The organism is Afipia dichlorophenoxyacetatis (genome assembly GCF_055386385.1).
Genome location: NZ_AP029250.1, coordinates 4,269,138 through 4,292,771, shown reverse-complemented (window position 1 = coordinate 4,292,771; position 23,634 = coordinate 4,269,138). Strand labels below are relative to the sequence as shown.

The following is a 23,634-nucleotide window of genomic DNA, read 5'->3' as shown; positions in this document are numbered from 1 at the left end:
CGACTTTTTCTTCTCTCAAGGAGACGTCGGCTGCGCGGTTCCAGGCGGCTGGCTGGCAGTCGATGTGAGCAGGTTGATCGCTTCTTGAATCGACTCGATGTTACGTTCGGCGGCACGAATACCGTGCCCGATGGTCTCTTCCGCGCGATGGAAGTCGAACCATCCGATGCGTCCCACGCGCGGTGAAATCAGGACGTCAGGCGGATCACCAGCGAGCCGCGATCGCGTGATGCGGTCCTGCATGATGTTGAAGGCTTCGACCATCACCGTGGAGATACCAGGCCGGCTGGCGCTGCCGAAGAATTCCCGCTTCACGGTCTTCTCTGCCGAGAAGAATTTTCCGAAACCTCGCTTCTCCACGACTGGTTCGGCCGGTGCTTCGGGCTCCGCAGGTCGCTTGCCGTGGGCCGAAATGATCGTGCCATGTCCGAAGACGTCTGTGCTGACATTACAGGCGATGACGATTTCCGCGCCAAGCGCACGCGCTGCAGAGACCGGCACTGGATTGACGAGCGCGCCGTCCACCAGCCAGCGATCTTCGATCAGGACCGGCTCGAAGATGCCGGGCAGGGCATAGGACGCACGTACTGCATCGACGAGTGGCCCGTCGGTGAGCCAGATCTCGTGTCCCGTTTTGACTTCGGTAGAGACCGCAGCGAATTTGAGCGGAAGTTCATCGATGAGGATGCGGCCGAACGACGCTTCGAGTTGGGACGCAAGCTTGCTGCCGCCGATCAAGCCCGAGCCATTGAGTCGGATGTCCAGGTAGCTGAAGATATTGCGGGGCAGGAGGCTTTTCGCCCAGAGCTCGAGCGTGTCGAGATGACCTGCGGCGTAGGACGCGCCAACCACTGCACCGATCGAGGTGCCCACCACGATGTCAGGAACGATACCGTTCGCCAGAAGCGTGCGCAAAATGCCGATATGCGCGAAGCCGCGAGCGGCACCACCGCCAAGAGCTAATCCGATGACTGGCTTTTTGGTGACGCTGGTTTCGATTCCGGTTTTGCTGCGGGAGCCGTTCTGGCCGAACCCGATCAAACTTTCCAACACTGGCGGTCTCCCTGACAGTTACGACCGCGAATCGGCCGTACGCCTGACCAGGCCATTAAAGCGTGAAATGTGAATGATTGTGCCTGAACACGCCCCTTGGGGTAATCAGAAATTATGACTGAACCGCGACCTATGTTGATTTTGCAGGGATCAGGCGGTTCACCGGGGCTTTGATAAGGTTCGTCAAGCCTGTTCTGAGGCTTGAATTTGCCGCGTTTTCAGTGAAAAACCAACCGCATGACAATCCTCCGACATGATGGCCGGCCCGTCAGGCGTGTTGTGCGCTTGGCATGGCTATTTGTGCTGTCATGTCTGTTGGTGACGCAACCCGCCGCTGCGCAGTTTTTCAACGAAAACCCGCCGCCGGTTCCGCCCAATAATGTTCCGGAAGCGCCAGCGCCGTCCGGACCCGCGATCAGCCTTGCGCCGCCGTCGTCCGGTCCAGCCACGACGCCCGGCCTGCCGGCGACGCTGACCCAGCCGCCGGTCACGACCGCACCACCCCCGGCGCCGACGACACCGGCGAACGTGCCGGGACAGGCTGTGCTGGCACTCAGCGCCCGCTTCGGAAAAGATCTTCCCGTTGTCAATGCGGGTATTATCTGGCGCGTTTATTCCGACAAGCCGGATGCGAACGGTGCATTTCAACTGGTCCGTGAAGAGCGCAGTGCGACACCCAATATCGTCCTCGCACCGGGCGGTTACGTCGTTCATGCCTCGCTTGGTCTCGTCAGCGCGGTCCGTCCGGTGACCCTGCGCCAGGAAACCCTGCGCGAATCATTTGAACTTCCTGCCGGTGGTCTTCGCATCGAAGGCAGAGTCGGCAGCAGCAAGATTCCGCAGGGACAGATTACGTTTTCACTCTACAAGGGCAGCCAGTTCGAAGTCGGTGAGCGTGCCCCGATTGCACAGAACGTTGCCGCAGGCGATGTGCTGTTGGTGCCTGAAGGCGTCTACTACATCATCTCAAACTACGGTGATGCGAACTCGGTGGTGCGCTCAGACATCCGTGTCCAGTCCGGCAAGCTTACCGATGTGACCGTGACCCACCGCGCCGCTGTCATCACGCTCAAGCTCGTGAGCGACAAAGGGGGCGAAGCGCTGGCGAATACCGCCTGGTCTGTCATCACGCCCGCCGGCGACGTCATCAAGGAATACAACGGCGCGTTTCCGCGTGTCGTGCTGTCCGAAGGTGAGTATCGCGTGATCGCGAAGAACGAGGGAAAGGTATTCGAGCGCCCCTTCAACGTCACCAATGGCGTGGATGGCGAGATCGAAGTTATCGCACGATAAATTCTGTCGCGAAACTGTCATAGTTGCTAACCAGCACTAACCATCGATCGACTTATAACTTTCACAATCGCGGCATTCTCCCTATCCAGAAGGCCTGTTTACGCGGCTTTAAGTGGCGCGGCATTGGATGCTGTGCAGACACGACAGGACGTCGCGTTGATCGGTAGAGGTGCGTTGTGGTTGCCGTCGAAAGAGTGTCACGGACAGTGACCGGCTCGGACTCGGATCAATTCTCTGATGTCGCAGTCCTGCGCCGCAAATGGCATGCAGCCCTCAAGCCGGGAACCAGGCTGCCTTCGTTTGAAGACGTCATGTTGGGCAGCCTTGGCCGCCTGTCCGACCATGTCATGCTGATCAAGGGAGCGAACGCCGACCTCGAAATCTCTCGCGCCGGTCGATATGTGGAAACCTGGCTGGACATGGAGGTGTGGGACACGCCTCTGACCATGCTGCCGCCGGATTGCGCGCTGATCCTGGAAGAGGCTGTTGCAAGTGCTTGCCGGAATGGCAAGCCGCATCTCACATCTGCTCATTGCGTGCGTGATGGCTTGGTTCACGCATACGACATTTTCGCTTTGCCGATGACATCGCGCTGGGGCGAAACGCTGGTTGGCGCGTATGTGAACCAGCGTGGACTGCAATACAATTTGCTCGATGCAATCTTCTACGCAACGAACGACGGCATCCTCTCGCTGGCGACCATTCGCGATGCACAGGAACGGCCGTTTGATTTTCAGATTGTCCATCTCAATCAGGGCACCGCAAAATTGCTCGGGGTTCAACCTGACGAATTGCGCTGGCGCCGCTTGAGTGCCGGTAATCACGCCCTGTGTGCGTCGGAGATCGTGGAAAAGTTGATCGCGGTTATCAACGGCAACTGCAGCGACCAGTTCGAGGTCAGTGTTGGCTCCAACACTTTGAAGATCAATGCGGCGCCTGTCGGAGAGCTGATTTCGGTCTCGTTGACCGATGTCACGGATCTCAAGCGGCGCGAGCAGTCGTTTCGGTTGCTGTTTGAAAGCAACCCGATGCCGATGTGGGTATTCGATGCTGAGACGAAGAAATTTCTCAGCGTCAACGATGCCGCGGTGAAGCACTACGGCTATGACCGCTCCGATTTTCTGGCGATGAAGCTGCAGGACATCTGGCCTCGCGATGAATGGGAGGAGCACAGTCGCGCGCTCGACCACATTGGCGATGTCTATCAATCCGGCACAAATTGGCGGCATCTGAAGGCGGACGGCAGCCAGATCGAGGTACTGACATTCGGGCGCCGTGTTCCTTTCAATGGTCGCGATGCTTTCCTTGTTTCCGCCGTCGATATCACTGAACGCCGTAAGGCCGAAGCGCGTGTCGCTTTCATGGCGCACCACGACGCCCTGACGGGATTGCCGAACCGCGTGATGTTCCAGGACCGTCTGCAAAGCGATCTGGCGCGTAGTAAGCAGATCGATAAGCGCATCGCAGTGCTGTGTATCGATCTTGACCTCTTCAAACACGTTAATGATTCATTCGGTCATCCGATGGGCGACCGCTTGCTGAAGATGGTGTCGGACAGGTTGGCGACAAATCTGCGCGCAACGGATCTCGTCGCACGACTCGGTGGCGACGAATTCGCGATGATCCTGGAAGTGGAGTCCTCGCCCAACGAGATCAGTAATTTTGCGGTACGCCTGATTGAGCGGTTGAGTGAGCCTTACAGCATCGACAGCCTCGAAATCGTTATCGGCGCCAGCGTCGGCATTGCGATCTCGCCCGGAGACGGCCAGACCGGAGAGGATTTCCTGCGCAATGCAGATATGGCGCTCTATCGCGCCAAGTCCGAGGGCGGTGGTGTACACCGTTTCTTCGAGAAAGAGATGGACCGTGCTGCACAGAAGCGCCGGGACATGGAACTGGATCTGCGCTACGCGCTCGCGAACAACGAGTTCGAACTTCATTACCAGCCATTGGTCGATGTATCCGAGAACCGCATTGTCGCGTTCGAGTCACTGGTGCGATGGAACCACTCGAAGAAGGGAATGATCTCGCCCGCCGACTTCATTCCGGTGGCGGAAGATATCGGTTTGATCGTTCAACTAGGCGAATGGGTTCTAAAGGAAGCCTGCGAGCAAGCAGCGAAGTGGCCAAAGGATATCAAGGTCGCAGTCAATCTCTCGCCAGTGCAGTTCCGTAGCCGCAACCTTGTGCCTGCCGTCATTGGAGCGCTGGCGCGTTCGGGCCTGTCGCCATTCCGGCTCGAACTCGAGATTACGGAATCCATTTTCCTTGCGGAAACCGAAGCCAACCTTGCGATCCTGCACCAGTTGCGTGAACTCGGCGTCCGGATTTCGATGGATGATTTCGGTACTGGGTATTCGTCGTTGAGTTATCTGCGCAGCTTTCCCTTCGACAAAATCAAGATCGACCGCTCGTTCGTGCGTGATCTTGCCGGCCGTTCCGATTGTGCTGCGATTATCAGGGCTATTTCCGGTCTTGGCCGCAGCCTGAACATTTCGACGACGGCGGAAGGCGTAGAAACTGAGGATCAGCTCGACGCATTGCGGGCAGAAGGATGCACCGAGGTGCAAGGCTTCCTGTTCAGTGCGGCACAGCCTGCGTCGGAAATTCCAGGGTTGATTTCCAATTTCGGAAAACGATCGTCGAAAGCGGCCTGACGCTATTCACCGAACCGCGTCACGATTTCATTCAGAACCGGGCGAGGGCGGTCCTCAATGGCGCGCTCTGATCGTCCGATATGGATGAAGCCGGCAATCTTCTCATCGGGCTGCAGTCCCAGCGCGGTTAGCACGTCACGATCGAACGCAATCCAGCCCGTGAGCCAGTTGGCGACGTAACCAAGCGCGTGGGCGGCGTGCACAATGTTCATTGCGCTTGCACCGGCGGACATCTGCTGCTCCCACGGTGGAACCTTGGGATGGTTTGTCGTCTTGCTGACCACGGCGATGACCAGCGGCGCATGAGTAAATCGCTTCTTCTCGACATCGACCTGGTCCGGTGTCGCGGTGACGTTCTTCAGCCGGAAAATGCGGGCGAAAATCTCGCCGGCTTTCATCCGGGAATCACCCTCAAAAACGATAAATCGCCACGGCGAGATCTTGCCATGATCCGGCACGCGTGAACCGATGGTGAGGATTGTCTCAAGCTCCGCGGGCGAAGGGCCAGGACCCGTCATTTCGAGCGGCTTGAGCGAGCGGCGAGTTTTCAGAAGGTCGAGGGCGTCGGGCATTCGGTCTCCGCGGGAATAGTGCAATTCGGTCCAAATATCGGGATGCAATAACGAATGGCAAGGCGAGCCGGCTTACGAGGTCTCTAAACTCATTTCGCTTGCGACTTGGCGCGTTTGGGAAACTCCGCCTCGGAGCGCGGTAGCATCAAGCCATCGAAAACAAAAACCCTCCGCTCAATTTAAGCGGAGGGTTTTCTTTTCATTGAACCGTTTCGTCTTAGGCGTTGCGCGCCTGCTTGATATCCGGTGGCGTCGCCTCATCGGCGAGCGCCTTGAGGGCTTCATCAAGCGGCAGCACGGTCTGGCCCTCGCTGCCGAGGCGGCGGATCGAAACCGCTCGGTTCTCTGCTTCCTTTTTGCCGACCACGAGAAGAGCAGGCACCTTGGCCAGCGAGTGCTCGCGCACCTTGTAGTTGATCTTCTCGTTGCGCAGATCGATCTCGACCCGCAGCCCTGCGCGGCGGCAAGCTTCAACGACCTCGCGGGCATAATCATCGCCATCGGAGGTGATGGTGGTGACGACGGCCTGCAATGGCGCGAGCCAGAGCGGGAAGTGGCCGGCAAAGTGTTCGATCAGGATGCCGGTGAAGCGTTCGAGCGAGCCGAGGATCGCGCGATGCAGCATCACCGGAGTGACCTTGTTGGAGTGCTCGTCGATGTAGAACGCGCCGAGACGGCCCGGCAGATTGAGGTCGACCTGAATGGTGCCGCACTGCCATTCGCGGCCGATGGCATCGCGCAGGGTGTATTCGAGTTTCGGTCCGTAGAACGCACCTTCACCCTTGTTCAGCGTCCAGGGGTGCTGGGTCGCCTCCAGCGTCTTCATCAGGGCGTTTTCGGCAATCGTCCACACCGCATCGTCGCCGATGCGCTTCTCGGGACGATCCGAGAACTTGATGTGGACGTCGTCGAAGCCAAAGTCCTTGTAGATCGACAGGATCAGGTTGTTCATCGCCAGACATTCGTCGGCGATCTGCTCCTGCGTGATGAAGACGTGCGCGTCGTCCTGTGTGAAGCCGCGCACGCGCATCAATCCATGCATCGCGCCTGACGGCTCGAAGCGATGGACCTTGCCGAACTCCGCGATCTTCAGCGGCAATTCGCGATAGGACTTCAGGCCGTTCTTGAAGATCTGCACGTGGCCGGGGCAGTTCATCGGCTTGATGGCGTAGACGCGATTGTCGTCCTCGCGCTTGGCCGTCATGAACATGTTCTCGGCGTAGGTCGGGATGTGACCCGTCGTGACCCACAATTGCTGATCCATCAATTGCGGGGAGTTGACCTCCTGGTAGCCGGCCTGCGTCTGGCGGCGGCGGATGTAGTTCTCCAGCATCTGGAACAGGGTCCAGCCCTTGTGATGCCAGAACACGGAGCCGGGCGCTTCTTCCTGGAAGTGGAAGAGATCCATCTCGCGGCCGAGACGACGATGGTCGCGCTTTTCGGCTTCCTCGAGCTGCTTGAGATAAGCATCGAGGTCTTCCTGCTTCGCGAACGCCGTGCCGTAGATGCGCGTCAGCATCGGGTTGTTCGCGTCGCCGCGCCAGTAGGCACCTGCAACCTTCATCAGTTTGAAGGCGTTGCCGATCTTGCCAGTGGACGTCATGTGCGGGCCACGGCAGAGGTCGAACCAGTCGCCTTGATAGTAAATCTTGATCGGTTCATCGCCCGGAATGGCGTCGACCAGTTCGACCTTGAACGCTTCGCCTTTGTCGCGGAAAACCTGCTTGGTTTTATCGCGCGACCAAACGTCCTTGGTGAAGGGCTGATCCCGCGCGATGATTTCGCGCATCTTCTTTTCGATGGCGGCAAAGTCTTCCGGCGTGAACGGCTCGTTGCGGAAGAAGTCGTAGTAGAAGCCATTGTCGATGACCGGACCAATGGTCACCTGCGTGCCGGGCCACAGCGTTTGCACAGCTTCGGCGAGCACGTGCGCGGCATCGTGCCGGATCAGCTCCAGCGCGCGGGGATCCTCGCGATTGACGAATTCGATCTTGGCGTCGCGTCCGATCGGGTCAACAAGATCCAAGACTTCACCATCGAGCGCCATGGCGACGGTGCGCTTGGCAAGCGAAGGCGAAATGCCTTTGGCGATATCGAGGCCGGTGGTGCCTTTGGGAAAATCGCGCTTGGCGCCGTCGGGGAAGGTCACCGTGACGTTGCTGCTATCGACGGGCTTCAGATTCGCGACAGAATACGTGAATGGTTTATCAGACATCATCTGCTCCTTTGGCTCACTCCTGCGAACGGGCGCAGGTAAGCGATACGGTTGTATAGCAGCCGAATCGGGCGCTGCAACGATCAGATATGCACGTTTTGCTACATCACTGCGAAGGCGCGGATACGAATAGGCTGGGCCTAAGGCTAGACGGGCGCTCGGTACGCAGGCATGTATTTTCATGCAGTTGCATTTAAATGTTCGCCTGCTACAAGGCACTATGAAACGCTTTGCGCCCACAGCTCTGATGCTTGGCAATTTCGTCACGGGTGTAAGCGTGATGGCGCCTGCCGGCATGCTCGGGCAACTGGCCGAAGGGCTCGATGTCACGATTCGAGAAGCTGGTCTGCTTGTGACATTCGGGGCCGTCGTGCTGTGCATTGGATCGCCCCTCACGGCCTGGCTCACCAGCCGTTTTGATCGCAGACTTTTGCTTGCCGGAACACTGATGTTCATGTCGGCGGCGCATCTCGCCTCCGCATTTGCTCCGAATTATATGGCGCTGCTCGCGTTTCGTTTGGTGATGCTGGCGGTGGGAGCTCTGTTTACGCCGCAGGCTGCCGGCACCGCGTCAATGATTGTGCCGCCCGAAAGGCGTGGGGGCACGATGTCCTACGTGTTTCTCGGCTGGTCGCTCGCGGCTGCGCTGGGTTTGCCGGCCATAACTTATGTTGCAAGCCATAGCAGCTGGCGGTTTGCTTATGCCGGCATCGCCGCCATCGCCTTTGTCAGCTCATTGCTCGTGGCCTGGCGGTTGCCCGCCGGATTGTCTGGGGTGCTGGTAGATCTCAAAACCTGGACCGTGCTCGGCCGCAATCCTCTCGTTTTGATGCTGCTTGTCATCACGTCCTGTCACATGGCGGGCCAGTACGTCATCTTTACCTTCGCCGCGCCGTTGATGACTCGATTGGCGAACGCCAGCCCCGAGACGATCGCGTTTGTATTCCTGACATGGGGCGCGACGAGTTTTGTCGGCAACATGCTCGCAAGCAGGATTGTGGATTCCTGGGGAGCATGGCGGTCATCGTTGTTGTTTACGGTATCGCTGCTGACTGGTGTCATTGGTTGGGCGATCGGATCGGAAACAGTGCCCGCCATCTTTGCTGCGATCGTCTTCTGGGGCTTTGGCTTCGCTGCCATCAACTCAATGCAGCAGGTGCGATTGGTCGCTGCAAAGCCGTCGCTCGCCAGTGCTTCCGTGTCGCTCAATACCTCGATGCTCTACATCGGTCAGGGGATTGGCTCTGCGATTGGAGGTATGCTCTATGTCCGCAGTGCCTTTGCAGCGATGAACTATGCTGCGATCGCTTTCATCGTCGTCGCTCTTGTCCTGATCGTGTTGACGAAGCCGCGGGCCGGCGCGAACTAACTCGAGCCGTTGTTAACACCGCGCCATCGCGCGTAGCGCCATGGCAGATACCACCGCGCATCGGCGGGCGTAACATTGGGCACGTTGTCGATGCCGGATGTGCCCCATGGTTGGCAGCGCAGCAAACGTGCCAACGTCATCCATCCGCCTGCCCATAGGCCGAACTTCGCGATCGCTTCATCGCCATAGACCGAACATGTCGGAAGGTGTCGGCAGTTGTAGCCGACGAGGGGCGACAGGGTATGGCGATAAATCCAGATCAGCCCGCGCCCTGCATTGCGCGGCAGGCGATGAAGTGCGCCACCGCAATCAGAACAATGAATCGAATGCCTCATCTTATTTTGGCGACTTTTCCATCGTTTGTAGAATCCGCGGGCGCCGAATTGGCAGGTTCCTTCGCGAGGAACTGGAACCGGCTGTCTTTCGCGCCACACCTCGCGAATTATTGCACAGCTGAGGCTGCGTCGCAGCAAAAGTGTAATAGACGCTGACCGTTCGCACGGTTACTTTTTCATAACGTCCACGTGACGGAATCGTCACGCGGTAAGGGGCCGATGCCGTTGCTCAATCGGGCGGGGAAGGAACCAAACTTGCAGCTCGTGAAGTCGCTTACTCTCGGCGGCTGGGTGCGAATTTGCGCCAGCGTCTTTTGTCTTTCGCTGACAGGCCCGGCTATGCTCGGCGTGTCAACAACGCGAGCCGACGCAAGTCTGGAAGTCCGCAAGCTTCCGATGACCTTCGCCTGGCACGAGGCGTCAACCACGTGTGATCGTGATTGCAACGGCTGGATTGCTGCGGTCGGCATCATCACGTCGGATACGCCCGCCAAGTTCGATGAGTTTTCCAAGCAGCGGAAGCTGAAGGGCAGCACCGTCGTGCTCGATTCAAGCGGCGGCTCCGTGCTCGATGCGATCACGCTCGGACGGCGTTGGCGAGAACTCGGTCTTCGCACCACTGTCGGTACCATCGTAGAGAAGGCCGAAGCCGGCAACGCCAAGCGCACGATTGCGTCGGACGCTTATTGCGAGTCGATGTGCGTTTTCTTGCTGCTCTCCGGGAATACGCGCCAGGTTCCGGCTGGCGCGCACGTTCGCGTGCATCAGATCTGGATGGGAGATCGTGCTGACGATGCGAAGGCGTCGAGCTACTCCGCGCAGGATTTGATGATCGTCCAGCGCGATGTTGGCCGCCTCGCAAAATATACCTTCGATATGGGTGGGTCGGGCGATCTGCTGTCGCTTGCTTTGAGCGTGCCGCCTTGGGAGCCGCTGCATGAGTTGTCGGCAACGGAGTTGCGTCTCACCAATCTGATCACGACGGATGCGGTCGCCGAGGTGAAGGCCGTTCCTGAAACGAAGAGCGGTGCTGCCGAGGTCGCTTCCAAGCAGGTTCAGGATCGTTTTGTCAGTGCCGTCGATACGGCAGCCAAGAGCACGCAGCTGAGTCCGCAGCCGACTAAAACAGCGACGGCTGAGCCGCCGACAGGTGGCGCAGCTCCGGCGAGCGTTGACCGCAAGTAACTCGTTAATTTTGTATTGATGCGAGGTTTTCAGCCGGCTGGCCGGATGCCTGCTCAGCGGAAGTCTGCTGAGGGGAAGTCTTGGCCTCGATCTGGCCGATCGCATCGACGACTGCGTCGAAGGTCAGCATCGTCGAGGCGTGGCGGGCCTTGTAGTCGCGGACTGGTTCGAGCAGCGCAATGTCGCCCCATTTTCCTTCAGGGGGCGCCCCGTTTTCCTTGAGCATCTTGCGCACGGTTTCGCGCAGTTCGCGCAATTCGGCTGCGTTCGAGCCGATCACGTGGCGGGCCATGATGGAGGAGGAGGCCTGCCCCAGGGCACATGCCTTCACGTCGTGGGCGAAGTCGCTCACCACGCCGTCCTTCATCTTGAGGTCGACCTTGACGGTGGATCCGCACAGTTTCGAGTGGGCGGTCGCGGAGGCGTCCGGGTCGGAAAGGCGGCCCAGACGTGGAGTATTCCCCGCCAATTCGATGATTTTCTTGTTGTAGATGTCGTTCAGCATGCGATCAAATTCGCTCTTGCATAAGACCCTTGCCGGCCGGCAACCCTTGGCGGTCGGTACCCGGTTCCTATATAGTGTCATAGACGCAGGAATAAACCGCCTGCATCTCAGCAATGCGGGGAAATCGCGGCGATTTTCCTGAAATTAGCTGCCAATCCGCAAGGTGAGGCGTCCAGCAGCAAGTTGGGCTGCCGCGGCTGACCGGTGACACTCCGGCCCTCCGTAAGGGTTATTGCGGCAAGAGGGACGGTCGAACGGAGACGATATGGACGCGATCATCAAGCCTATCCGCACTGCCAAGCCTGCGGACAAGTCCGAAATTCCTGCTTCCGACTACATGGCCTCAGCCATCCGCCCCGACGTGGTGCGCCCATCGCGCGAGGAGGCTGAGCATGCCGTGAAGACGTTGCTGGCCTATATCGGCGAGGACACCGCCCGTGAGGGCCTGCTCGATACCCCGCGGCGCGTGGTGGAAGCCTATGACGAGTTGTTCCAGGGCTACGCGCTTTGCCCAGCCGAGGTGCTCAACCGCACCTTTGGCGAGACAGCGGGCTACGACGATTTCGTCCTGATCCGCGATATCAATTTCAACTCGCATTGCGAGCATCACATGATGCCGTTCTACGGCAAGGCGCATATCGCTTACGCGCCGGTGGACCGCGTTGTGGGGCTGTCCAAGCTTGCGCGTCTGGTCGATATCTTCGCGCATCGCCTGCAGACCCAGGAGCATCTGACGGCGCAGGTTGCCGGCGCAATCAACGCCATCCTCAAGCCGCGCGGTGTCGCGGTGGTGATGGAAGCCGAGCACACCTGCATGTCGGTACGCGGCATTGGCAAGGAAGGCGCCAAGACTCTCACGTCGCGCTTCACCGGGGTGTTCCAGGATAATCCTGAAGAGCAGGCGCGTTTCCTCAATATGGTCCGCGGAGTGTGACGCCAACCCTTGGCGTCTGACTCCTAGAATTGCTAGCTATGATCTGAAACATCAGGTCGCTGGCGAGGACGTTGAGTTGTTCTCGCGGCGGCAGAGAAATCTATCGGACATGACCCGTGACTGAAGCACATTCATCTCAGGCGCTCGACATCGAGGAAGGGGTGACGTTCCAGCCCAAATTCGATGCGGCCGGTCTTGTCACTTGCGTCGCAACAGATGCGGCCTCAGGCGATGTGCTGATGGTTGCGCATATGAACGACGAAGCGCTCCGCAAAACCATCGAGACGGGGCAAGCCTGGTATTACAGCCGCTCACGCAAGGCGCTGTGGCGCAAGGGCGAAAGCTCCGGTCACGTTCAGCGTGTTGTCGAGATGCGCATGGATTGCGACCAGGATGCGGTCTGGATACGTGTCGAGCAAGCGGGAGGCGGCGCCTGCCACACCGGCAGACGCTCGTGCTTCTATCGCGCAGTGACGAATGATACTGGCTCAGCAAAGCTCGTGTTTGTGGACGCTGACAGAATGTTTGACCCGTCGAAGGTCTATCGCTGAAACCGAGCGGAGAGCCTCAATTATTTTGACGCGTTTTCTTCACGCGAACCGGTGCCCACTTCGCTTGAAAACGCTTTTACTTGTTGAGGTTCTCCGGAATGATCAGCGGCACGAAGCCGAATACACCCGCACTGTCGGGATCGACGAGCACACGAATAGCGTGGACGTCGCCATCGCCATAAACCATTAGGCGCAGCACATTCGGGATTGGCTTGCCGCGACTGTTCCTGAGCGGCGTCAGCTCGATGAAGTGTTCGTCGCCATTGATCACGAGCACGGGCTTGCCGAACTCCTTTGCGCCGGCCTCGATGGCGTCGAGCACATGCGTGAAGCCGGATTGGCGCGGCATTGAGCCATTCGGGAAGCGAGCCTGATCGAATTCAGCCTGCATGAAGATGACGGCGGCTTTTGCGTTGCTTTCCTTTGCCCTCGCGAAGCTTGCCCGGATCCAGGCGATATTTGCCTTGTCGCGGGGAAAGAACTCCTTGGCGGCTTCGGGATCTTCGGCCTCAAAACCGTTGTTTGAGCCGACGACGTGTACGCTGATGAATTGCACGCCGTTTTTGGCAAAGCGTGCGTTCTCCACGAAGGTGGAATATTCCGGCATGATCTGCGCTTGACTCTCGATGTCGATCGGCTTTTGGCCGAGCGACTTGTTCGGAGTGGCGAAGAACATCTCGCGCACCTTTGCTAATCGCTCGCGCGGATCAAAGCCTCCCGCCGACTTGCGGTGGCAATCGGTCCATTCATTGTCACCAATGGTGTAAACCAGCGCGCCCGCAAACGTCCGGATCTGATCGTAGGATTTCTTCAAGATCTCATCGCTGCAGGGGACGCCGCCGGATTTGATGTCGCCCATGTGCAGCGTGAACGCCGGCTTCATCGCATTGATGGTGGCAATCAAACGATCGAACTTCGCGTAGTCGCCGGGAAGGTTGTAGGGCATGTCGCCGAGCGCCACGAACGAGAAGGCGTTGTCGCCACCGACACTTTCTGCAGCGGTCGCGGGAGTGATGAGGGATGGCGAGATCAGAAGCGCGACTGCGGGCAGCGATAAGGCGAGGCGGCGAAGGGCGCGTATCATGCGAAGTTGTCCTTGAGTACGTTCGGCTGATGACTGGTGCGCGGGTGAGCGGAATGACGTGACGGTGACATTCAACAATGTCCCGAATACCGATCTTATGTCATCAACTGTTGCGGAGCAAAAACCACTAGCGTGGCGGTTTAGAAGTCCGCATCGTTTGCGCGGCGAGTCCGGAATGCGGACTTCTGAACCAAAGCCACACTAGGTCAATAACTTGCTAGTGTCCTTCGATTCCGAAGTTCGCAAACGGTGGTGCAGCGAAATAATGCGAACTTCGGAAGCGGACACTAGCACTGTCGCAAATCGTTCATACGCCGCGTATAGTGCATGGCGCGCAGGCCCGACCATACTGAATTCACGTACGATGGAGCTGGAGCAATGAAGGTTTTCCGCGCGATTTTGGCGGCGATGGTGCTGTCGATTTTTGCCCCGTGGCATGCCGCTCAGGCCGCCGACGTGATCTGCTACAACTGCCCACCTGAGTGGGCTGACTGGGCCACGATGCTCAAGTCGGTCAAGACCGATCTTGGCTACGATATTCCGCACGACAACAAGAATTCCGGGCAGGCTCTCGCGCAGATCCTTGCTGAGAAGGCCAATCCGGTCGCCGACATCGGCTACTTTGGCGTGACCTTCGGCATGAAGGCGAAAACGCAGGATGCACTGGAGCCGTACAAGCCCGCGCATTGGGATCAGGTCGATGCGGGTCTGAAGGACCCCGATGGTTACTGGACCACGATCCATTCCGGCACCCTCGGCTTGTTCGTGAACAAGGATGCGCTCGGCGGCAAGCCGGTGCCTGCCTGCTGGAAGGACCTGCTGAAGCCCGACTATAAGGGCATGGTCGGGTACCTCGATCCGTCGTCGGCTGCGGTCGGTTACGTCGGCGCGGTCGCCGTCAACCTCGCGCTCGGCGGCTCGGCACAGGACTTCAACCCCGGTCTGAACTTCTTCAAGGAATTGCAGAAGAACCAGCCAATCGTGCCGAAGCAAACGTCCTATGCCCGTGTTGTGTCTGGCGAAATGCCGATTCTGTTCGACTATGACTTCAACGCCTACCGCGCGAAGTACACCGAGAAGGGCAACTTTGAGTTTGTCATTCCGTGCGAAGGTTCGGTGGTGTTTCCCTATGTCGTGGGTCTCGTAAAGAACGCGCCCGACAAGGAAAAGGCCAAGAAGGTGATGGACTATCTCCTGTCCGACAAGGGACAGGCGATCTGGACCAACGCCTATCTGCGTCCGGCGCGCAAGATCGAGCTCCCGGAAGCGGTCAAGTCCAAGTTCTTGCCTGACAGCGACTACGCACGGGCCAAGAGCGTGGATTGGGGCGCGATGGAAAGCGTGCAGAAAGCTTTTACTGACCGCTATCTCGCGGAAGTTCGCTGAGGCAATATGGCGCTCTAATAAGGGCGCCATTTCTCCATGTCGCATCGATCCTTCGTCTGGCTGTGTTTGCTGCCGCTCGCCGTGGTCACCACGGCATTTTTTCTGTTGCCGATGACACGGCTGGTCGTGGCGGGGATGGAAGGGCCGCGCGGTTTTGCCGAATACTTCGCGATTTTGACGGAGCCGCGCTATCGCGCGACGTTGATCAACACCGTGCTGCTGGCCGCGGCGACGACTGTTCTGACGCTTGCGATCTCAACCATCGCCGGCATGTTTCTTCAGCGCCATCGCTTTCCTGGCCGCGCAATCCTGATCGCGATGCTGACGTTTCCACTGGCATTTCCCGGAGTGGTGGTCGGCTTCATGATCATCCTGCTCGCTGGACGGCAGGGCTTGATCGGTGATCTGTCAAACCGCTTGACCGGAGACAAGATCGTCTTTGCATACTCAATCTATGGCTTGCTGCTGGGCTATTTGTACTTCTCTATTCCACGCGTCATTCTAACCATTATGGCCGCCGTTCAGAAACTGGACGTTGGTCTGGAAGAAGCCGCGCGCTCGCTCGGCGCCAGCCCTTGGGCTGTGCAACGCGACGTGGTGTTGCCTGCGTTGGCGCCGGCGTTCGTAGCCTCCGGTGCGATTGCATTTGCAACGGCAATGGGTGCGTTTGGCACGGCGTTCACGCTTGCCACCAACATCGATGTGCTGCCGATGCTGATCTATACCGAGTTCACCCTTGCGGCGAACCTTGCAACTTCAGCATCGCTGTCGGTTGGCCTCGGAATCATCGCGTGGGCGATGCTGGCGATTGCGCGCTCATTTACTGGCGGCACTGTCGCCGCGGCTGGGTGACGCCATGCGTGATCGCCTGATCTTCACCGGACAACTGATCTTCACGCTGCTCGTTGCGGCGTTTTTGGTCGTGCCTGCAATCCTGTCGATTTCAGCCGGAGTGACGGTCAATTACTTTCGAGGCATCCAATCCGGCGTGACCTTGCAATGGGTATTCCAAGTTTGGGATCTCTATGCCGGAACGATCTTGCTGTCGTTCATCATCGCGTTTGCGACGCTTGCGGTGACGCTGCTGGTAGGCGTGCCGGCAGCTTACGCGCTGCATGTGCGGGGCGGGCGACTGTCGCGCATTATCGAGGAAATCATCACCCTCCCGTTAGCCATTCCCGGTCTTGCCATCGCGCTGGGGCTGTTGCTGACTTACGGAGGTTTTGGAAGCTTCCGCCGCTCCTGGTTGTTCATCCTTGTCGGCCACGTCGTGTTTACGCTGCCGTTCATGGTGCGCTCGATCATGGCGGTATTCGCCACGATCGATATCAAGACCTTGGACGAAGGGGCGGCCTCGCTGGGCGCTTCCCCGTGGCGGCGCTTTCTCGACGTGATCGTGCCCAATGCCATGCCCGGCATTCTCGCCGGATCTTTGATGGTGGTGACGCTGTCACTCGGTGAATTCAATCTCACCTGGATGCTCCACACCCCACTGACCAAGACGTTGCCGGTCGGGCTCGCAGATAGTTATGCGTCGATGCGGCTGGAGGTTGCTTCGGCTTACACGCTGATCTTCTTTGTGATGATCGTTCCGCTTTTGGTGGCGATGCAGATTCTGGCCGATGAGAGGCGGAAGAAATGAGTGTGGTTGAAGGACACGGCGTGGCGGTCCGGATCGAGAACTGCGGCAAGACGTTCGCGGACGGCACACACGCACTCGAACCGGCAACACTCGATATCGCGCGCGGAGAGACGCTGGTGCTGCTCGGTCCATCCGGCTGCGGCAAGACCACGATGCTGCGGATTATTGCCGGCCTTGAGTTGCCGGATGCCGGTGGGCGCGTGCTGTTCGACGGCAAGGATATGACGCCGGTGCCGATCGAGCAGCGCAACGTCGGGATGGTCTTCCAGTCTTATGCTCTGTTTCCGAACATGACCGTGTCCGATAACATCGGATACGGCCTGAAGATCCGGGGCGTTAGTAAAGCCGAACGCGCGCGCCGCATCGCCGAGCTGGTGGAGCTTACCAATATCGGTGGGCTGGAAAATCGCCGCATAGATCAGCTCTCCGGCGGCCAACGTCAACGTGTGGCCTTGGCGCGGGCCGTGGCCATCCGTCCCGGCATCTTGCTTCTTGATGAACCGCTGACAGCGCTTGACGCGGCGCTGCGTGACCGTTTGCGCAGTGAGCTTAACCGCTTGCTGCGCGCCCTCGGTATCACGGCGATTTATGTTACTCATGATCAGGCTGAGGCCATGGAGCTTGGTGACCGGGTTGTCGTGATGCGGAAGGGTGCCATTGCTCAAATTGGTACGCCGCGCGATATCTATTTCGCACCACAGAGCCGTTTCGTCGCTGAGTTCATTGGAGCGGCCAACATCATCGAAGCTCCGCTTGTGGATGGCCATTTTGTTTTGCCCGGCGGCAGATTGGCAATCGGTGGTGGTGAAAATCTGGCCAGTGCGGTTGCCATGATCCGGCCGGAGACGATCCAGATTATCCATGCCGAGGGGGCGCCTCTCGCGGGGGTGATTGACAGCGTGGGCTTCACTGGCGATCGGCAGCGCATCGTTGTTAGGAATGCTTCGGACAAATTGCTGGCGATCGACGCGCCCAATACGATCAGGGCCCAGCCCGGGGAGCGCGTTGGATTGTCGATTGCGCAGGATGCCATACGTCTGCTGCCGGCAGACAAGTGAGAGGTTGAGTCCAGATGTCGCAAAAACCAGTTCTCATTGCACAGCTCTCGGATCTGCATATCAAATCGCCGGGCGATCTTGCTTATGGACGGGTCGATACAGCGAAGGCGCTTGATCGCTGCATCGCCGTACTGAATGCGTTAAATCCGAAGCCGGATCTTGTCGTGATATCCGGCGATCTCGTCGATACGCCCGCAGTGGGCGAATACGAACATCTCAAGCGGCTTCTCGCATCGCTCGAATTGCCATTCGTCGGTATTCCGGGAAATCACGACTCGCGCGAGATGATGCGATCTGCATTTCCTGAGCAGGCCTACGCATTCTCGTCCGGAGCGCTCAATCAAGTCATCCAGCTCGGTGAGCTTGATCTCGTGCTGCTAGATTCCAGTGTTCCCGGAAAACCTCACGGCGAGCTCGAAGCACCGACGTTGCAGTGGCTCGATCAAACATTGGCTTCGTCGCGAGAACGGCCTGCGCTGCTTTTTCTCCACCATCCGCCTTTCATTGCCGGCATCTGGCACATGGACAGGCAAAATCTTTTGAACGCGGGTGAACTGGAAGCGATCGTTCGGCAACATCCCCGTGTGCAGCTTGTTGCTGCAGGGCATGTCCATCGCACGGCCTTCACGATGTTTGCCGGGACTGTTGCGACGATTTGCCCGGCGCCGAACCATGCAGTTGATCTCGATCTGGGTAAACTTCGTGAGCCGTCTTTCAAGATCGAGCCGCCGGCCTTCCATCTGCACAGCTGGTTTCCCGGCGACAAGTTTGGCCGTGTCGTTACGCACACCGTACCAATCGGTGAGTTCGGTGGGCCGCATCCCTTTTTCGGGCCGGACGGGAAGTTACTTTAAGCGAGCTTCTGCAGGCGCTTTTTAAACGCCTGCCAGCGCGTCGCGGATGACCTTCTTCATAACCTTGCCGTTGGCATTGCGTGGCAGCGGTTTGGTGCTCAGCGTGATCGTTTCCGGGACCTTGTAATCGGAGAGGCGTTCTGCGCACCAAGCGCGCAGCGTTGGTGAGTCGGTGTCATCGCGCGTGACGACGACGGCGTGAACACGTTCGCCCAGCACCGGGCAGGGCTGTGCCACCACAGCGCTCTCCACTACAGCCGGATGGCTTGCAAGGACGGATTCCACTTCGGCGGAGAAGATCTTCAAGCCGCCCCGGTTGATCATGTCTTTCTGACGGTCGAGGACGCGAACGAAATTGTTGTCGTCGATCGACCCCAGATCGCCGGAGTGCCAATAGCCGCCGGTGAAGCTTTCCGCCGTCGCGCGCGGATTGTTCCAGTAACCTTTGATGACAGAGCCGCTCTGGATCCAGATTTCTCCAACTTCGCCGCGTGGCAACTCGCGGCCATCGGCATCCATCACAGTAATATGGACGCCGGGGCAGGGAAGCCCAACGCTGTCGATATGCGTCGCGGTGAGTGTTGGCGGCATGGCTGTCGACGGGGAGGTGGTCTCCGTCGAGCCGTAGACATTGATGAGCTGTAGCCCAGGGATTTTTTGCGCCAATCTCTCGATAGTCGCTATCGGCATCGGCGCCCCGCCGAAGCCACCGATCCGCCAGGATGATAGATCGTAGGAATCAAAATCGCTTTGCAGCAGGCACAGGTTATACATAGCCGGGACCATGACGGACTGTGTCGCTCGCTCGCGCGAGAGGACCTTCATATATTCGCCTGCCTTGAAATCCGGAATAATGATCAATGTCCCGGCACACCGGGCCATAGTGGTCACGTTCGCAACAACGCCGGTAACGTGAGACAACGGGACTGCTGCGATCGACCGATCCTCTTCCGTCAGCGACATAAACGCTTCGTAGATCATCGAGGAATGGATGATATTGCAATGGGACAGCATTGCGCCCTTTGGACGTCCGGTAGTGCCGGACGTGTAAAGGATCATTGCCGTATCTTCTTCGCTGACTTTCGCAGGTGTTCGCGCGGGTTCGGTCGCGATCAAGTCCTGGAAGTGCAGTGATCCCGCCGTCGTTCCCATCGAAACACGATGGAGCAATTCCGGCACGTCGCCGGGGTCTGGCAGGCGGTCTGCCATATAGTCTTCGTGAATGATGAGCTTGGCGCCGCAGTCGGTCAGGACATAGGCGATCTCCGGCTTTTGTTGCCGTGTGCTCAGCATGACGGTGATGAGGCCGAGATGCGCGGCCCCGAACATGGCCAGCACGAATTCCAGGCGATTTCCGAGCAACAGCCCGATAGGATCGCCAGGCTGCAATCCCACTTCCTTGAAGCCGGTAGCCAGTTGCGCAGAGGCGTGCACCACTTCGCGCCAAGTCATCCGCTGGTCGCCGCAGATCAGCGCTTCGCCATCGGGATTGCGCGCGGCAGCTTCGGCGATCATCGTCCAGAGGTCGGACGGTCTGCTCTCGAAAAGGGGAATAACACGATCGCCGAAGCGTGCTTCCAGGCGCATGGCGGGAATAGGATATTCTGACCAGTCCATCGTGTTTCCTCCCTGATCTCAGGTGTCAGGTTGCCAGATTTGCGCCGCGTTCGATCACGAACTCTCGATCAAACAGCGTGCGCGAATGATTTAAATCGGATTGTGACATCAAGACAGTTAAGCCTTTTCCCTTGAGCGATGCCAAAACTTCCGAAATGCGTTCGGACAGGGCAGGTGCGATGCCCTCGAATGGCTCGTCAAGCAGAAGGCATCGGGTGCCGATGCCGAGCGCTCGGCCGAGTGCGACGAGTTTCTGCTGTCCGCCGCTGAGAAGTAATGCCTTGCGGTCGCGCATCGTGGTGAGTTCGCCGATCACATCGTAAACCAATTCAAGTCTGGCTTTCCGATCGATCTCTTTCGAGACCCAGAGCGGCAACAGGATGTTTTCCTCGACGGTCAATTGCGGGACAAGTCCGCGGTCCTCAGGCATATAGCCGATGCCGAGACCCGCGCGAGCATGGCGCGGCAGGGCAGAGAGATCCTCGCCGTCGAACCGGATGGTCCCCAGGCGTGGCGTGAGGTGCCCCATAATCGATCGCATCAGCGTGGTTTTACCGGCCCCATTGCGGCCGACCAGACTGATCATCTTGCCTTCCGGCAGCTGCATGCTGAATCCACGCAATGCTGGCATCGACTGGATCTCGACGGCGAGGTTGTCGACTTCCATCAGGGGGTGAGTCATCGTGCGCCTCCCGTCACATAACGGCGCACTTCCGCATCTTTCAGCACCTGGTCCGGGATGCCATCCGCGAGGATACGCCCGTTATAAAAGGCGATGACGCGGTCGGCATATTTGCTGACGATATCCATATCGTGCTCGACAAAGACAATGGTCGCTGCGCCGCCAGACACAGCGTGGATGACCCGGTCCATGGTCGCAAATTTCTCTTCCGTCGAGACGCCTGACGTTGGCTCGTCGAGTAGCAACAGTTTGGGGCGCCGCGCCAGGGCCATGGCAATGTCCACCAGCTTGCGAACGCCGCCCGCCAGTTCGGAGACCGGGCGGTCGGCATGAGCTGCAAGGCCGAAGCGATCGAGGAGTGCCAGAGCTTGTTCGTGGCGGCCATCTGCTTCAGCGGCTGCTATGCCGGAGAGCGAACCGCCTGTGGCACTGGAGACCGCGACTGTCAGGTTCTCCGCAGCGGTGAGTTCGATGAACAGCTGTGGGATCTGGAACGACCGCGAGATGCCGAGCTTGGCGACATCGCGGGGTGAACGTCTGCCGATCGGCGAGCCATCGAGATCGATCTGCCCGCTGTTGGCCTTGGTATAGCCCGTCACCATATTGACGAACGTGGTCTTACCCGCGCCGTTCGCGCCGATCAGGCTCACCTTCTGTCCCGCGGGAATGTCGATATTGATATTGTCGGCGGCAACAACTGCGCCGAAGCGCTTTTCCAGTCCACGCACGGAAAGAATAGGCGTTGTCATGTTGCCGATCCTTTCTCAACGATCACCGGACTCGGTGGGGGCTCGCTTGGCTTGCGTTTGACGCTGGTCCAGAGCGAACCGATGCCGCGCGGCAGGAACAGGATGACGGCCAGCAGAAACAAGCCAAGCACAAGTTGCCAGGTGTTCGGCAGATACAGGTTGGAAAACGAGCGCACCAGTTCGAGTGCAAGGGACGCAACGAACACGGCAGCAACGCTCTGGCTTCCGGCAAGGATCGCGATGAACACGAACTCGCCGGACGTCGTCCAGTAAGCGAATTGCGGGTCGATGTGGCGCTGCGCCATCAGGCTGAGGGCTCCGCTGGCACCGGCAAAGATCGCAGCAATGACGAAATTGATGGTGACGATACGATTGGCGGATGTCCCGAGATATTCGACCCGCAGGTTATTCTCCCGCACGGCAAGGCTCATGAGGCCGAGTTGTGAACGGAAGAACACCGTTGCAGCGATGCCTGCGAGGCCGGTGGCAACGACGGACACGGCGTAAAGCATAAAGTCCGCTTCACGCGGATCATTGAAAGCCGTGCCGAACAGCGTAGGGCGGCCGACGTTGAAGCCGTCCGAACCGCCGAGGATCGTTGTCTTAACGAGCGCGCCATAGAGCACCATGGACAGCGCGAGGGTGAGCATGCCGAAGAAGATGCCAGTGTAGCGCGCGATCAACGGTCCGATGATCAGTCCGAGCAGGCCGCCACACACGGCTCCAATCAAGACTTGTATAACTGCATCCGTAAGGCCCCAGGAATGAGCGAGCAGGGCGACACCATAACCGCCAGCAGCAAAAAACAGGCCCTGACCAAAAGAGACGTTTCCAGTTCGCGCAAGCACGACGATGCCGAGCGCGATCAGCGCATTTGAGGCTGCGACGGTTGCGAGGGACAATGTCCATGCCGGAATGACACGGCCGAACAACACCGCTGCGATAATGAGACTAAACAGACCGAAAAGGTAATTGCTCCGGTTCGTCATCATATCCGCCTCGCGGTTTCACGGCGGAATAACCCTTCGGGCTTAAACACAAGGACCGCCGCCATGATCAGATAGATCATGAACAATTCCGCTTGAGGCAGCAGGTGAACCGACGCGGCTCTCGCCATGCCCACAAGAATGGCGCCGACAGCCGCACCCTCGACGCTGCCAAGCCCGCCGATAACGACGATCGCAAAACTCAAAATAATGACTTCTGAACTCAAGCCAGGCTGGACTGAAATTTTTGGCGCGGTGAGGGCGCCCGCTAATGCGGCAAGCAGGACGCCGATGGCGAATGCGATCGCGTAGACGCGATTGACCCGCACGCCCATGCTGGCGCTCATCTCGGCGTTATGGATCACGGCGGATACGATCTTGCCGGTCACGGTGCGGTTGAGGCCAAACCACACTGCGAGGCCGATCGCGATCGACATCGGGATCAGCGCCAGATCGTAGCCGACATAGAACAGTCCGGCGAATTCAACATTGCCGAACAGCTCGTAGGGCTGATTGGCATAGATCGGATTGACGCCCCAGATCAGTTTGGTGATGTCTTCCAGCATCAGGAAGACCGCATAGGTCACCAGCAGCAGGACGACTTCGTCGCGGCCGTAAAACATCTTGAGCAGGCCGCGTTCGAGTAGAAGGCCGATCAGAGCGGCGATGACGGCGACCGAGACCAACATCACGACAAAGCCCACGGCCGGCGGGAGGCCGCGTGCCGCAACAAACGTCACCGCAGTCGCTGCAAGGTAAGCTCCCAGCGCATAAAAGCTGCCATGCGCAATGTTGAGGATTTTCAGGACGCCGAAGACGAGTGTCAGTCCGAGCGCCACAATGAAAAGCCATGATGCCTCGATCAGGCCATCGAGAATGATTGTCAGAAAGAAATTCATCGGTCTCT

The 23,634-nt window shown here is 58.7% G+C and carries 22 protein-coding genes; 11 read left to right on the top strand and 11 right to left on the bottom strand.

What is annotated here, in order from left to right:
• Positions 1-15: 15 nt before the first annotated feature.
• Entirely contained in the window at positions 16-1,053 is a 1,038-nt protein-coding gene (locus tag ACZ5C3_RS20030) for a patatin-like phospholipase family protein (RefSeq protein ID WP_464032406.1), read from the bottom strand.
• Positions 1,054-1,290: 237 nt separating this feature from the next.
• On the opposite strand from ACZ5C3_RS20030, the gene ACZ5C3_RS20025 reads away from it, so the two are divergent.
• Together ACZ5C3_RS20025 and ACZ5C3_RS20020 are read left to right on the top strand one after the other, a co-directional pair.
• Positions 1,291-2,346, top strand: coding sequence for a hypothetical protein (locus ACZ5C3_RS20025; RefSeq protein ID WP_464044237.1), 1,056 nt, complete (start codon positions 1,291-1,293; stop codon positions 2,344-2,346).
• 311 nt (positions 2,347-2,657) lie between these two features.
• On the top strand, positions 2,658-5,003 hold the full coding sequence (locus ACZ5C3_RS20020; RefSeq protein ID WP_464032404.1) for a sensor domain-containing protein: 2,346 nt from the start codon (positions 2,658-2,660) through the stop codon (positions 5,001-5,003).
• Positions 5,004-5,005: 2 nt separating this feature from the next.
• Here the strand turns inward: ACZ5C3_RS20020 and ACZ5C3_RS20015 are convergent, their stop codons facing one another.
• Together ACZ5C3_RS20015 and thrS are read right to left on the bottom strand one after the other, a co-directional pair.
• Positions 5,006-5,575: a nitroreductase family protein gene (locus ACZ5C3_RS20015; RefSeq protein WP_464032403.1), complete on the bottom strand. Its 570-nt coding sequence runs from the start codon at positions 5,573-5,575 to the stop codon at positions 5,006-5,008.
• Positions 5,576-5,792: 217 nt separating this feature from the next.
• Entirely contained in the window at positions 5,793-7,790 is a 1,998-nt protein-coding gene (thrS, locus tag ACZ5C3_RS20010) for a threonine--tRNA ligase (RefSeq protein ID WP_464032401.1), read from the bottom strand.
• Between the two features lie 220 nt (positions 7,791-8,010).
• Here thrS and ACZ5C3_RS20005 point away from each other — a divergent pair, with 220 nt between their 5' ends.
• Positions 8,011-9,159 (top strand): MFS transporter, encoded by a 1,149-nt coding sequence (locus ACZ5C3_RS20005; RefSeq protein WP_464032400.1) that lies wholly within the window; start codon positions 8,011-8,013, stop codon positions 9,157-9,159.
• On the opposite strand, the gene yidD is transcribed toward ACZ5C3_RS20005, so the two are convergent.
• Positions 9,156-9,494 (bottom strand): membrane protein insertion efficiency factor YidD, encoded by a 339-nt coding sequence (gene yidD / locus ACZ5C3_RS20000; RefSeq protein WP_464032398.1) that lies wholly within the window; start codon positions 9,492-9,494, stop codon positions 9,156-9,158. The two genes, ACZ5C3_RS20005 and yidD, sit on opposite strands and share 4 nt — an antisense overlap.
• A gap of 255 nt (positions 9,495-9,749) precedes the next feature.
• Between yidD and ACZ5C3_RS19995 the strand changes: the two genes are divergently transcribed.
• The gene (locus ACZ5C3_RS19995; RefSeq protein ID WP_464032397.1) at positions 9,750-10,679 is read left to right on the top strand and encodes a COG3904 family protein; all 930 of its coding nucleotides are present in this window, start codon (positions 9,750-9,752) and stop codon (positions 10,677-10,679) included.
• A 4-nt stretch (positions 10,680-10,683) separates the two neighbouring features.
• Here ACZ5C3_RS19995 and ACZ5C3_RS19990 read toward each other — a convergent pair whose 3' ends face one another.
• The gene (locus tag ACZ5C3_RS19990; protein WP_464032396.1) at positions 10,684-11,184 is read right to left on the bottom strand and encodes an iron-sulfur cluster assembly scaffold protein; all 501 of its coding nucleotides are present in this window, start codon (positions 11,182-11,184) and stop codon (positions 10,684-10,686) included.
• A 265-nt stretch (positions 11,185-11,449) separates the two neighbouring features.
• On the opposite strand from ACZ5C3_RS19990, the gene folE reads away from it, so the two are divergent.
• Together folE and hisI are read left to right on the top strand one after the other, a co-directional pair.
• The gene (gene folE, locus ACZ5C3_RS19985; protein ID WP_464032394.1) at positions 11,450-12,118 is read left to right on the top strand and encodes a GTP cyclohydrolase I FolE; all 669 of its coding nucleotides are present in this window, start codon (positions 11,450-11,452) and stop codon (positions 12,116-12,118) included.
• Between the two features lie 116 nt (positions 12,119-12,234).
• Positions 12,235-12,669 carry a phosphoribosyl-AMP cyclohydrolase gene (gene hisI / locus ACZ5C3_RS19980; protein WP_464032392.1) on the top strand — a complete coding sequence of 145 codons (435 nt, stop codon included), beginning with the start codon at positions 12,235-12,237 and terminating at the stop codon, positions 12,667-12,669.
• A gap of 76 nt (positions 12,670-12,745) precedes the next feature.
• Here the strand turns inward: hisI and ACZ5C3_RS19975 are convergent, their stop codons facing one another.
• Complete coding sequence (locus ACZ5C3_RS19975) at positions 12,746-13,753, bottom strand: hypothetical protein (protein ID WP_464032390.1); 1,008 nt, start codon at positions 13,751-13,753, stop codon at positions 12,746-12,748.
• Positions 13,754-14,131: 378 nt separating this feature from the next.
• Here ACZ5C3_RS19975 and ACZ5C3_RS19970 point away from each other — a divergent pair, with 378 nt between their 5' ends.
• Genes ACZ5C3_RS19970 through ACZ5C3_RS19950 form a run of 5 tightly spaced genes read left to right on the top strand, consistent with a single transcriptional unit; the run spans position 14,132 to position 18,693 of the window.
• Entirely contained in the window at positions 14,132-15,139 is a 1,008-nt protein-coding gene (locus ACZ5C3_RS19970; RefSeq protein ID WP_464032388.1) for an ABC transporter substrate-binding protein, read from the top strand.
• Between the two features lie 36 nt (positions 15,140-15,175).
• A complete protein-coding gene (locus ACZ5C3_RS19965) occupies positions 15,176-15,991 on the top strand; it encodes an ABC transporter permease (protein WP_464032386.1) in 816 nt (271 codons plus the stop codon).
• 4 nt (positions 15,992-15,995) lie between these two features.
• Positions 15,996-16,781 (top strand): ABC transporter permease, encoded by a 786-nt coding sequence (locus ACZ5C3_RS19960; RefSeq protein ID WP_464032384.1) that lies wholly within the window; start codon positions 15,996-15,998, stop codon positions 16,779-16,781.
• Positions 16,778-17,839 (top strand): ABC transporter ATP-binding protein, encoded by a 1,062-nt coding sequence (locus tag ACZ5C3_RS19955; RefSeq protein ID WP_464032382.1) that lies wholly within the window; start codon positions 16,778-16,780, stop codon positions 17,837-17,839. The genes ACZ5C3_RS19960 and ACZ5C3_RS19955 overlap by 4 nt, the downstream gene beginning before the upstream one ends.
• Before the next feature lie 14 nt (positions 17,840-17,853).
• Complete coding sequence (locus tag ACZ5C3_RS19950) at positions 17,854-18,693, top strand: phosphodiesterase (protein WP_464032380.1); 840 nt, start codon at positions 17,854-17,856, stop codon at positions 18,691-18,693.
• Positions 18,694-18,714: 21 nt separating this feature from the next.
• Here the strand turns inward: ACZ5C3_RS19950 and ACZ5C3_RS19945 are convergent, their stop codons facing one another.
• Genes ACZ5C3_RS19945 through ACZ5C3_RS19925 form a run of 5 tightly spaced genes read right to left on the bottom strand, consistent with a single transcriptional unit; the run spans position 18,715 to position 23,626 of the window.
• Positions 18,715-20,310 (bottom strand): class I adenylate-forming enzyme family protein, encoded by a 1,596-nt coding sequence (locus ACZ5C3_RS19945; protein WP_464032378.1) that lies wholly within the window; start codon positions 20,308-20,310, stop codon positions 18,715-18,717.
• A 25-nt stretch (positions 20,311-20,335) separates the two neighbouring features.
• On the bottom strand, positions 20,336-20,992 hold the full coding sequence (locus ACZ5C3_RS19940; protein WP_464032376.1) for an ATP-binding cassette domain-containing protein: 657 nt from the start codon (positions 20,990-20,992) through the stop codon (positions 20,336-20,338).
• Complete coding sequence (locus tag ACZ5C3_RS19935; protein ID WP_464032375.1) at positions 20,989-21,741, bottom strand: ABC transporter ATP-binding protein; 753 nt, start codon at positions 21,739-21,741, stop codon at positions 20,989-20,991. Before ACZ5C3_RS19935 ends, ACZ5C3_RS19940 begins: the two co-directional genes overlap by 4 nt.
• Entirely contained in the window at positions 21,738-22,733 is a 996-nt protein-coding gene (locus ACZ5C3_RS19930; protein ID WP_464044236.1) for a branched-chain amino acid ABC transporter permease, read from the bottom strand. The genes ACZ5C3_RS19935 and ACZ5C3_RS19930 overlap by 4 nt, the downstream gene beginning before the upstream one ends.
• Positions 22,730-23,626 carry a branched-chain amino acid ABC transporter permease gene (locus tag ACZ5C3_RS19925; protein WP_464032372.1) on the bottom strand — a complete coding sequence of 299 codons (897 nt, stop codon included), beginning with the start codon at positions 23,624-23,626 and terminating at the stop codon, positions 22,730-22,732. Before ACZ5C3_RS19925 ends, ACZ5C3_RS19930 begins: the two co-directional genes overlap by 4 nt.
• Between the last annotated feature and the right edge of the window lie 8 nt (positions 23,627-23,634).

Bases quoted from the DNA above. Each gene is read 5' to 3' on its own strand.
- ACZ5C3_RS19940 (WP_464032376.1), bottom strand. From the start codon at position 20,992: ATGACTCACCCCCTGATGGAAGTCGACAACCTCGCCGTCGAGATCCAG.
- ACZ5C3_RS20025 (WP_464044237.1), top strand. From the start codon at position 1,291: ATGACAATCCTCCGACATGATGGCCGGCCCGTCAGGCGTGTTGTGCGC.
- ACZ5C3_RS20020 (WP_464032404.1), top strand. From the start codon at position 2,658: ATGTTGGGCAGCCTTGGCCGCCTGTCCGACCATGTCATGCTGATCAAG.
- ACZ5C3_RS19930 (WP_464044236.1), bottom strand. From the start codon at position 22,733: ATGATGACGAACCGGAGCAATTACCTTTTCGGTCTGTTTAGTCTCATT.
- ACZ5C3_RS19935 (WP_464032375.1), bottom strand. From the start codon at position 21,741: ATGACAACGCCTATTCTTTCCGTGCGTGGACTGGAAAAGCGCTTCGGC.
- ACZ5C3_RS19970 (WP_464032388.1), top strand. From the start codon at position 14,132: ATGAAGGTTTTCCGCGCGATTTTGGCGGCGATGGTGCTGTCGATTTTT.
- ACZ5C3_RS19955 (WP_464032382.1), top strand. From the start codon at position 16,778: ATGAGTGTGGTTGAAGGACACGGCGTGGCGGTCCGGATCGAGAACTGC.
- ACZ5C3_RS19950 (WP_464032380.1), top strand. From the start codon at position 17,854: ATGTCGCAAAAACCAGTTCTCATTGCACAGCTCTCGGATCTGCATATC.
- yidD (WP_464032398.1), bottom strand. From the start codon at position 9,494: ATGAGGCATTCGATTCATTGTTCTGATTGCGGTGGCGCACTTCATCGC.
- ACZ5C3_RS19960 (WP_464032384.1), top strand. From the start codon at position 15,996: ATGCGTGATCGCCTGATCTTCACCGGACAACTGATCTTCACGCTGCTC.
- ACZ5C3_RS19945 (WP_464032378.1), bottom strand. From the start codon at position 20,310: ATGGACTGGTCAGAATATCCTATTCCCGCCATGCGCCTGGAAGCACGC.
- ACZ5C3_RS19990 (WP_464032396.1), bottom strand. From the start codon at position 11,184: ATGCTGAACGACATCTACAACAAGAAAATCATCGAATTGGCGGGGAAT.
- folE (WP_464032394.1), top strand. From the start codon at position 11,450: ATGGACGCGATCATCAAGCCTATCCGCACTGCCAAGCCTGCGGACAAG.
- ACZ5C3_RS19965 (WP_464032386.1), top strand. From the start codon at position 15,176: ATGTCGCATCGATCCTTCGTCTGGCTGTGTTTGCTGCCGCTCGCCGTG.
- ACZ5C3_RS20015 (WP_464032403.1), bottom strand. From the start codon at position 5,575: ATGCCCGACGCCCTCGACCTTCTGAAAACTCGCCGCTCGCTCAAGCCG.
- ACZ5C3_RS19975 (WP_464032390.1), bottom strand. From the start codon at position 13,753: ATGATACGCGCCCTTCGCCGCCTCGCCTTATCGCTGCCCGCAGTCGCG.
- ACZ5C3_RS20005 (WP_464032400.1), top strand. From the start codon at position 8,011: ATGAAACGCTTTGCGCCCACAGCTCTGATGCTTGGCAATTTCGTCACG.
- thrS (WP_464032401.1), bottom strand. From the start codon at position 7,790: ATGTCTGATAAACCATTCACGTATTCTGTCGCGAATCTGAAGCCCGTC.
- ACZ5C3_RS19925 (WP_464032372.1), bottom strand. From the start codon at position 23,626: ATGAATTTCTTTCTGACAATCATTCTCGATGGCCTGATCGAGGCATCA.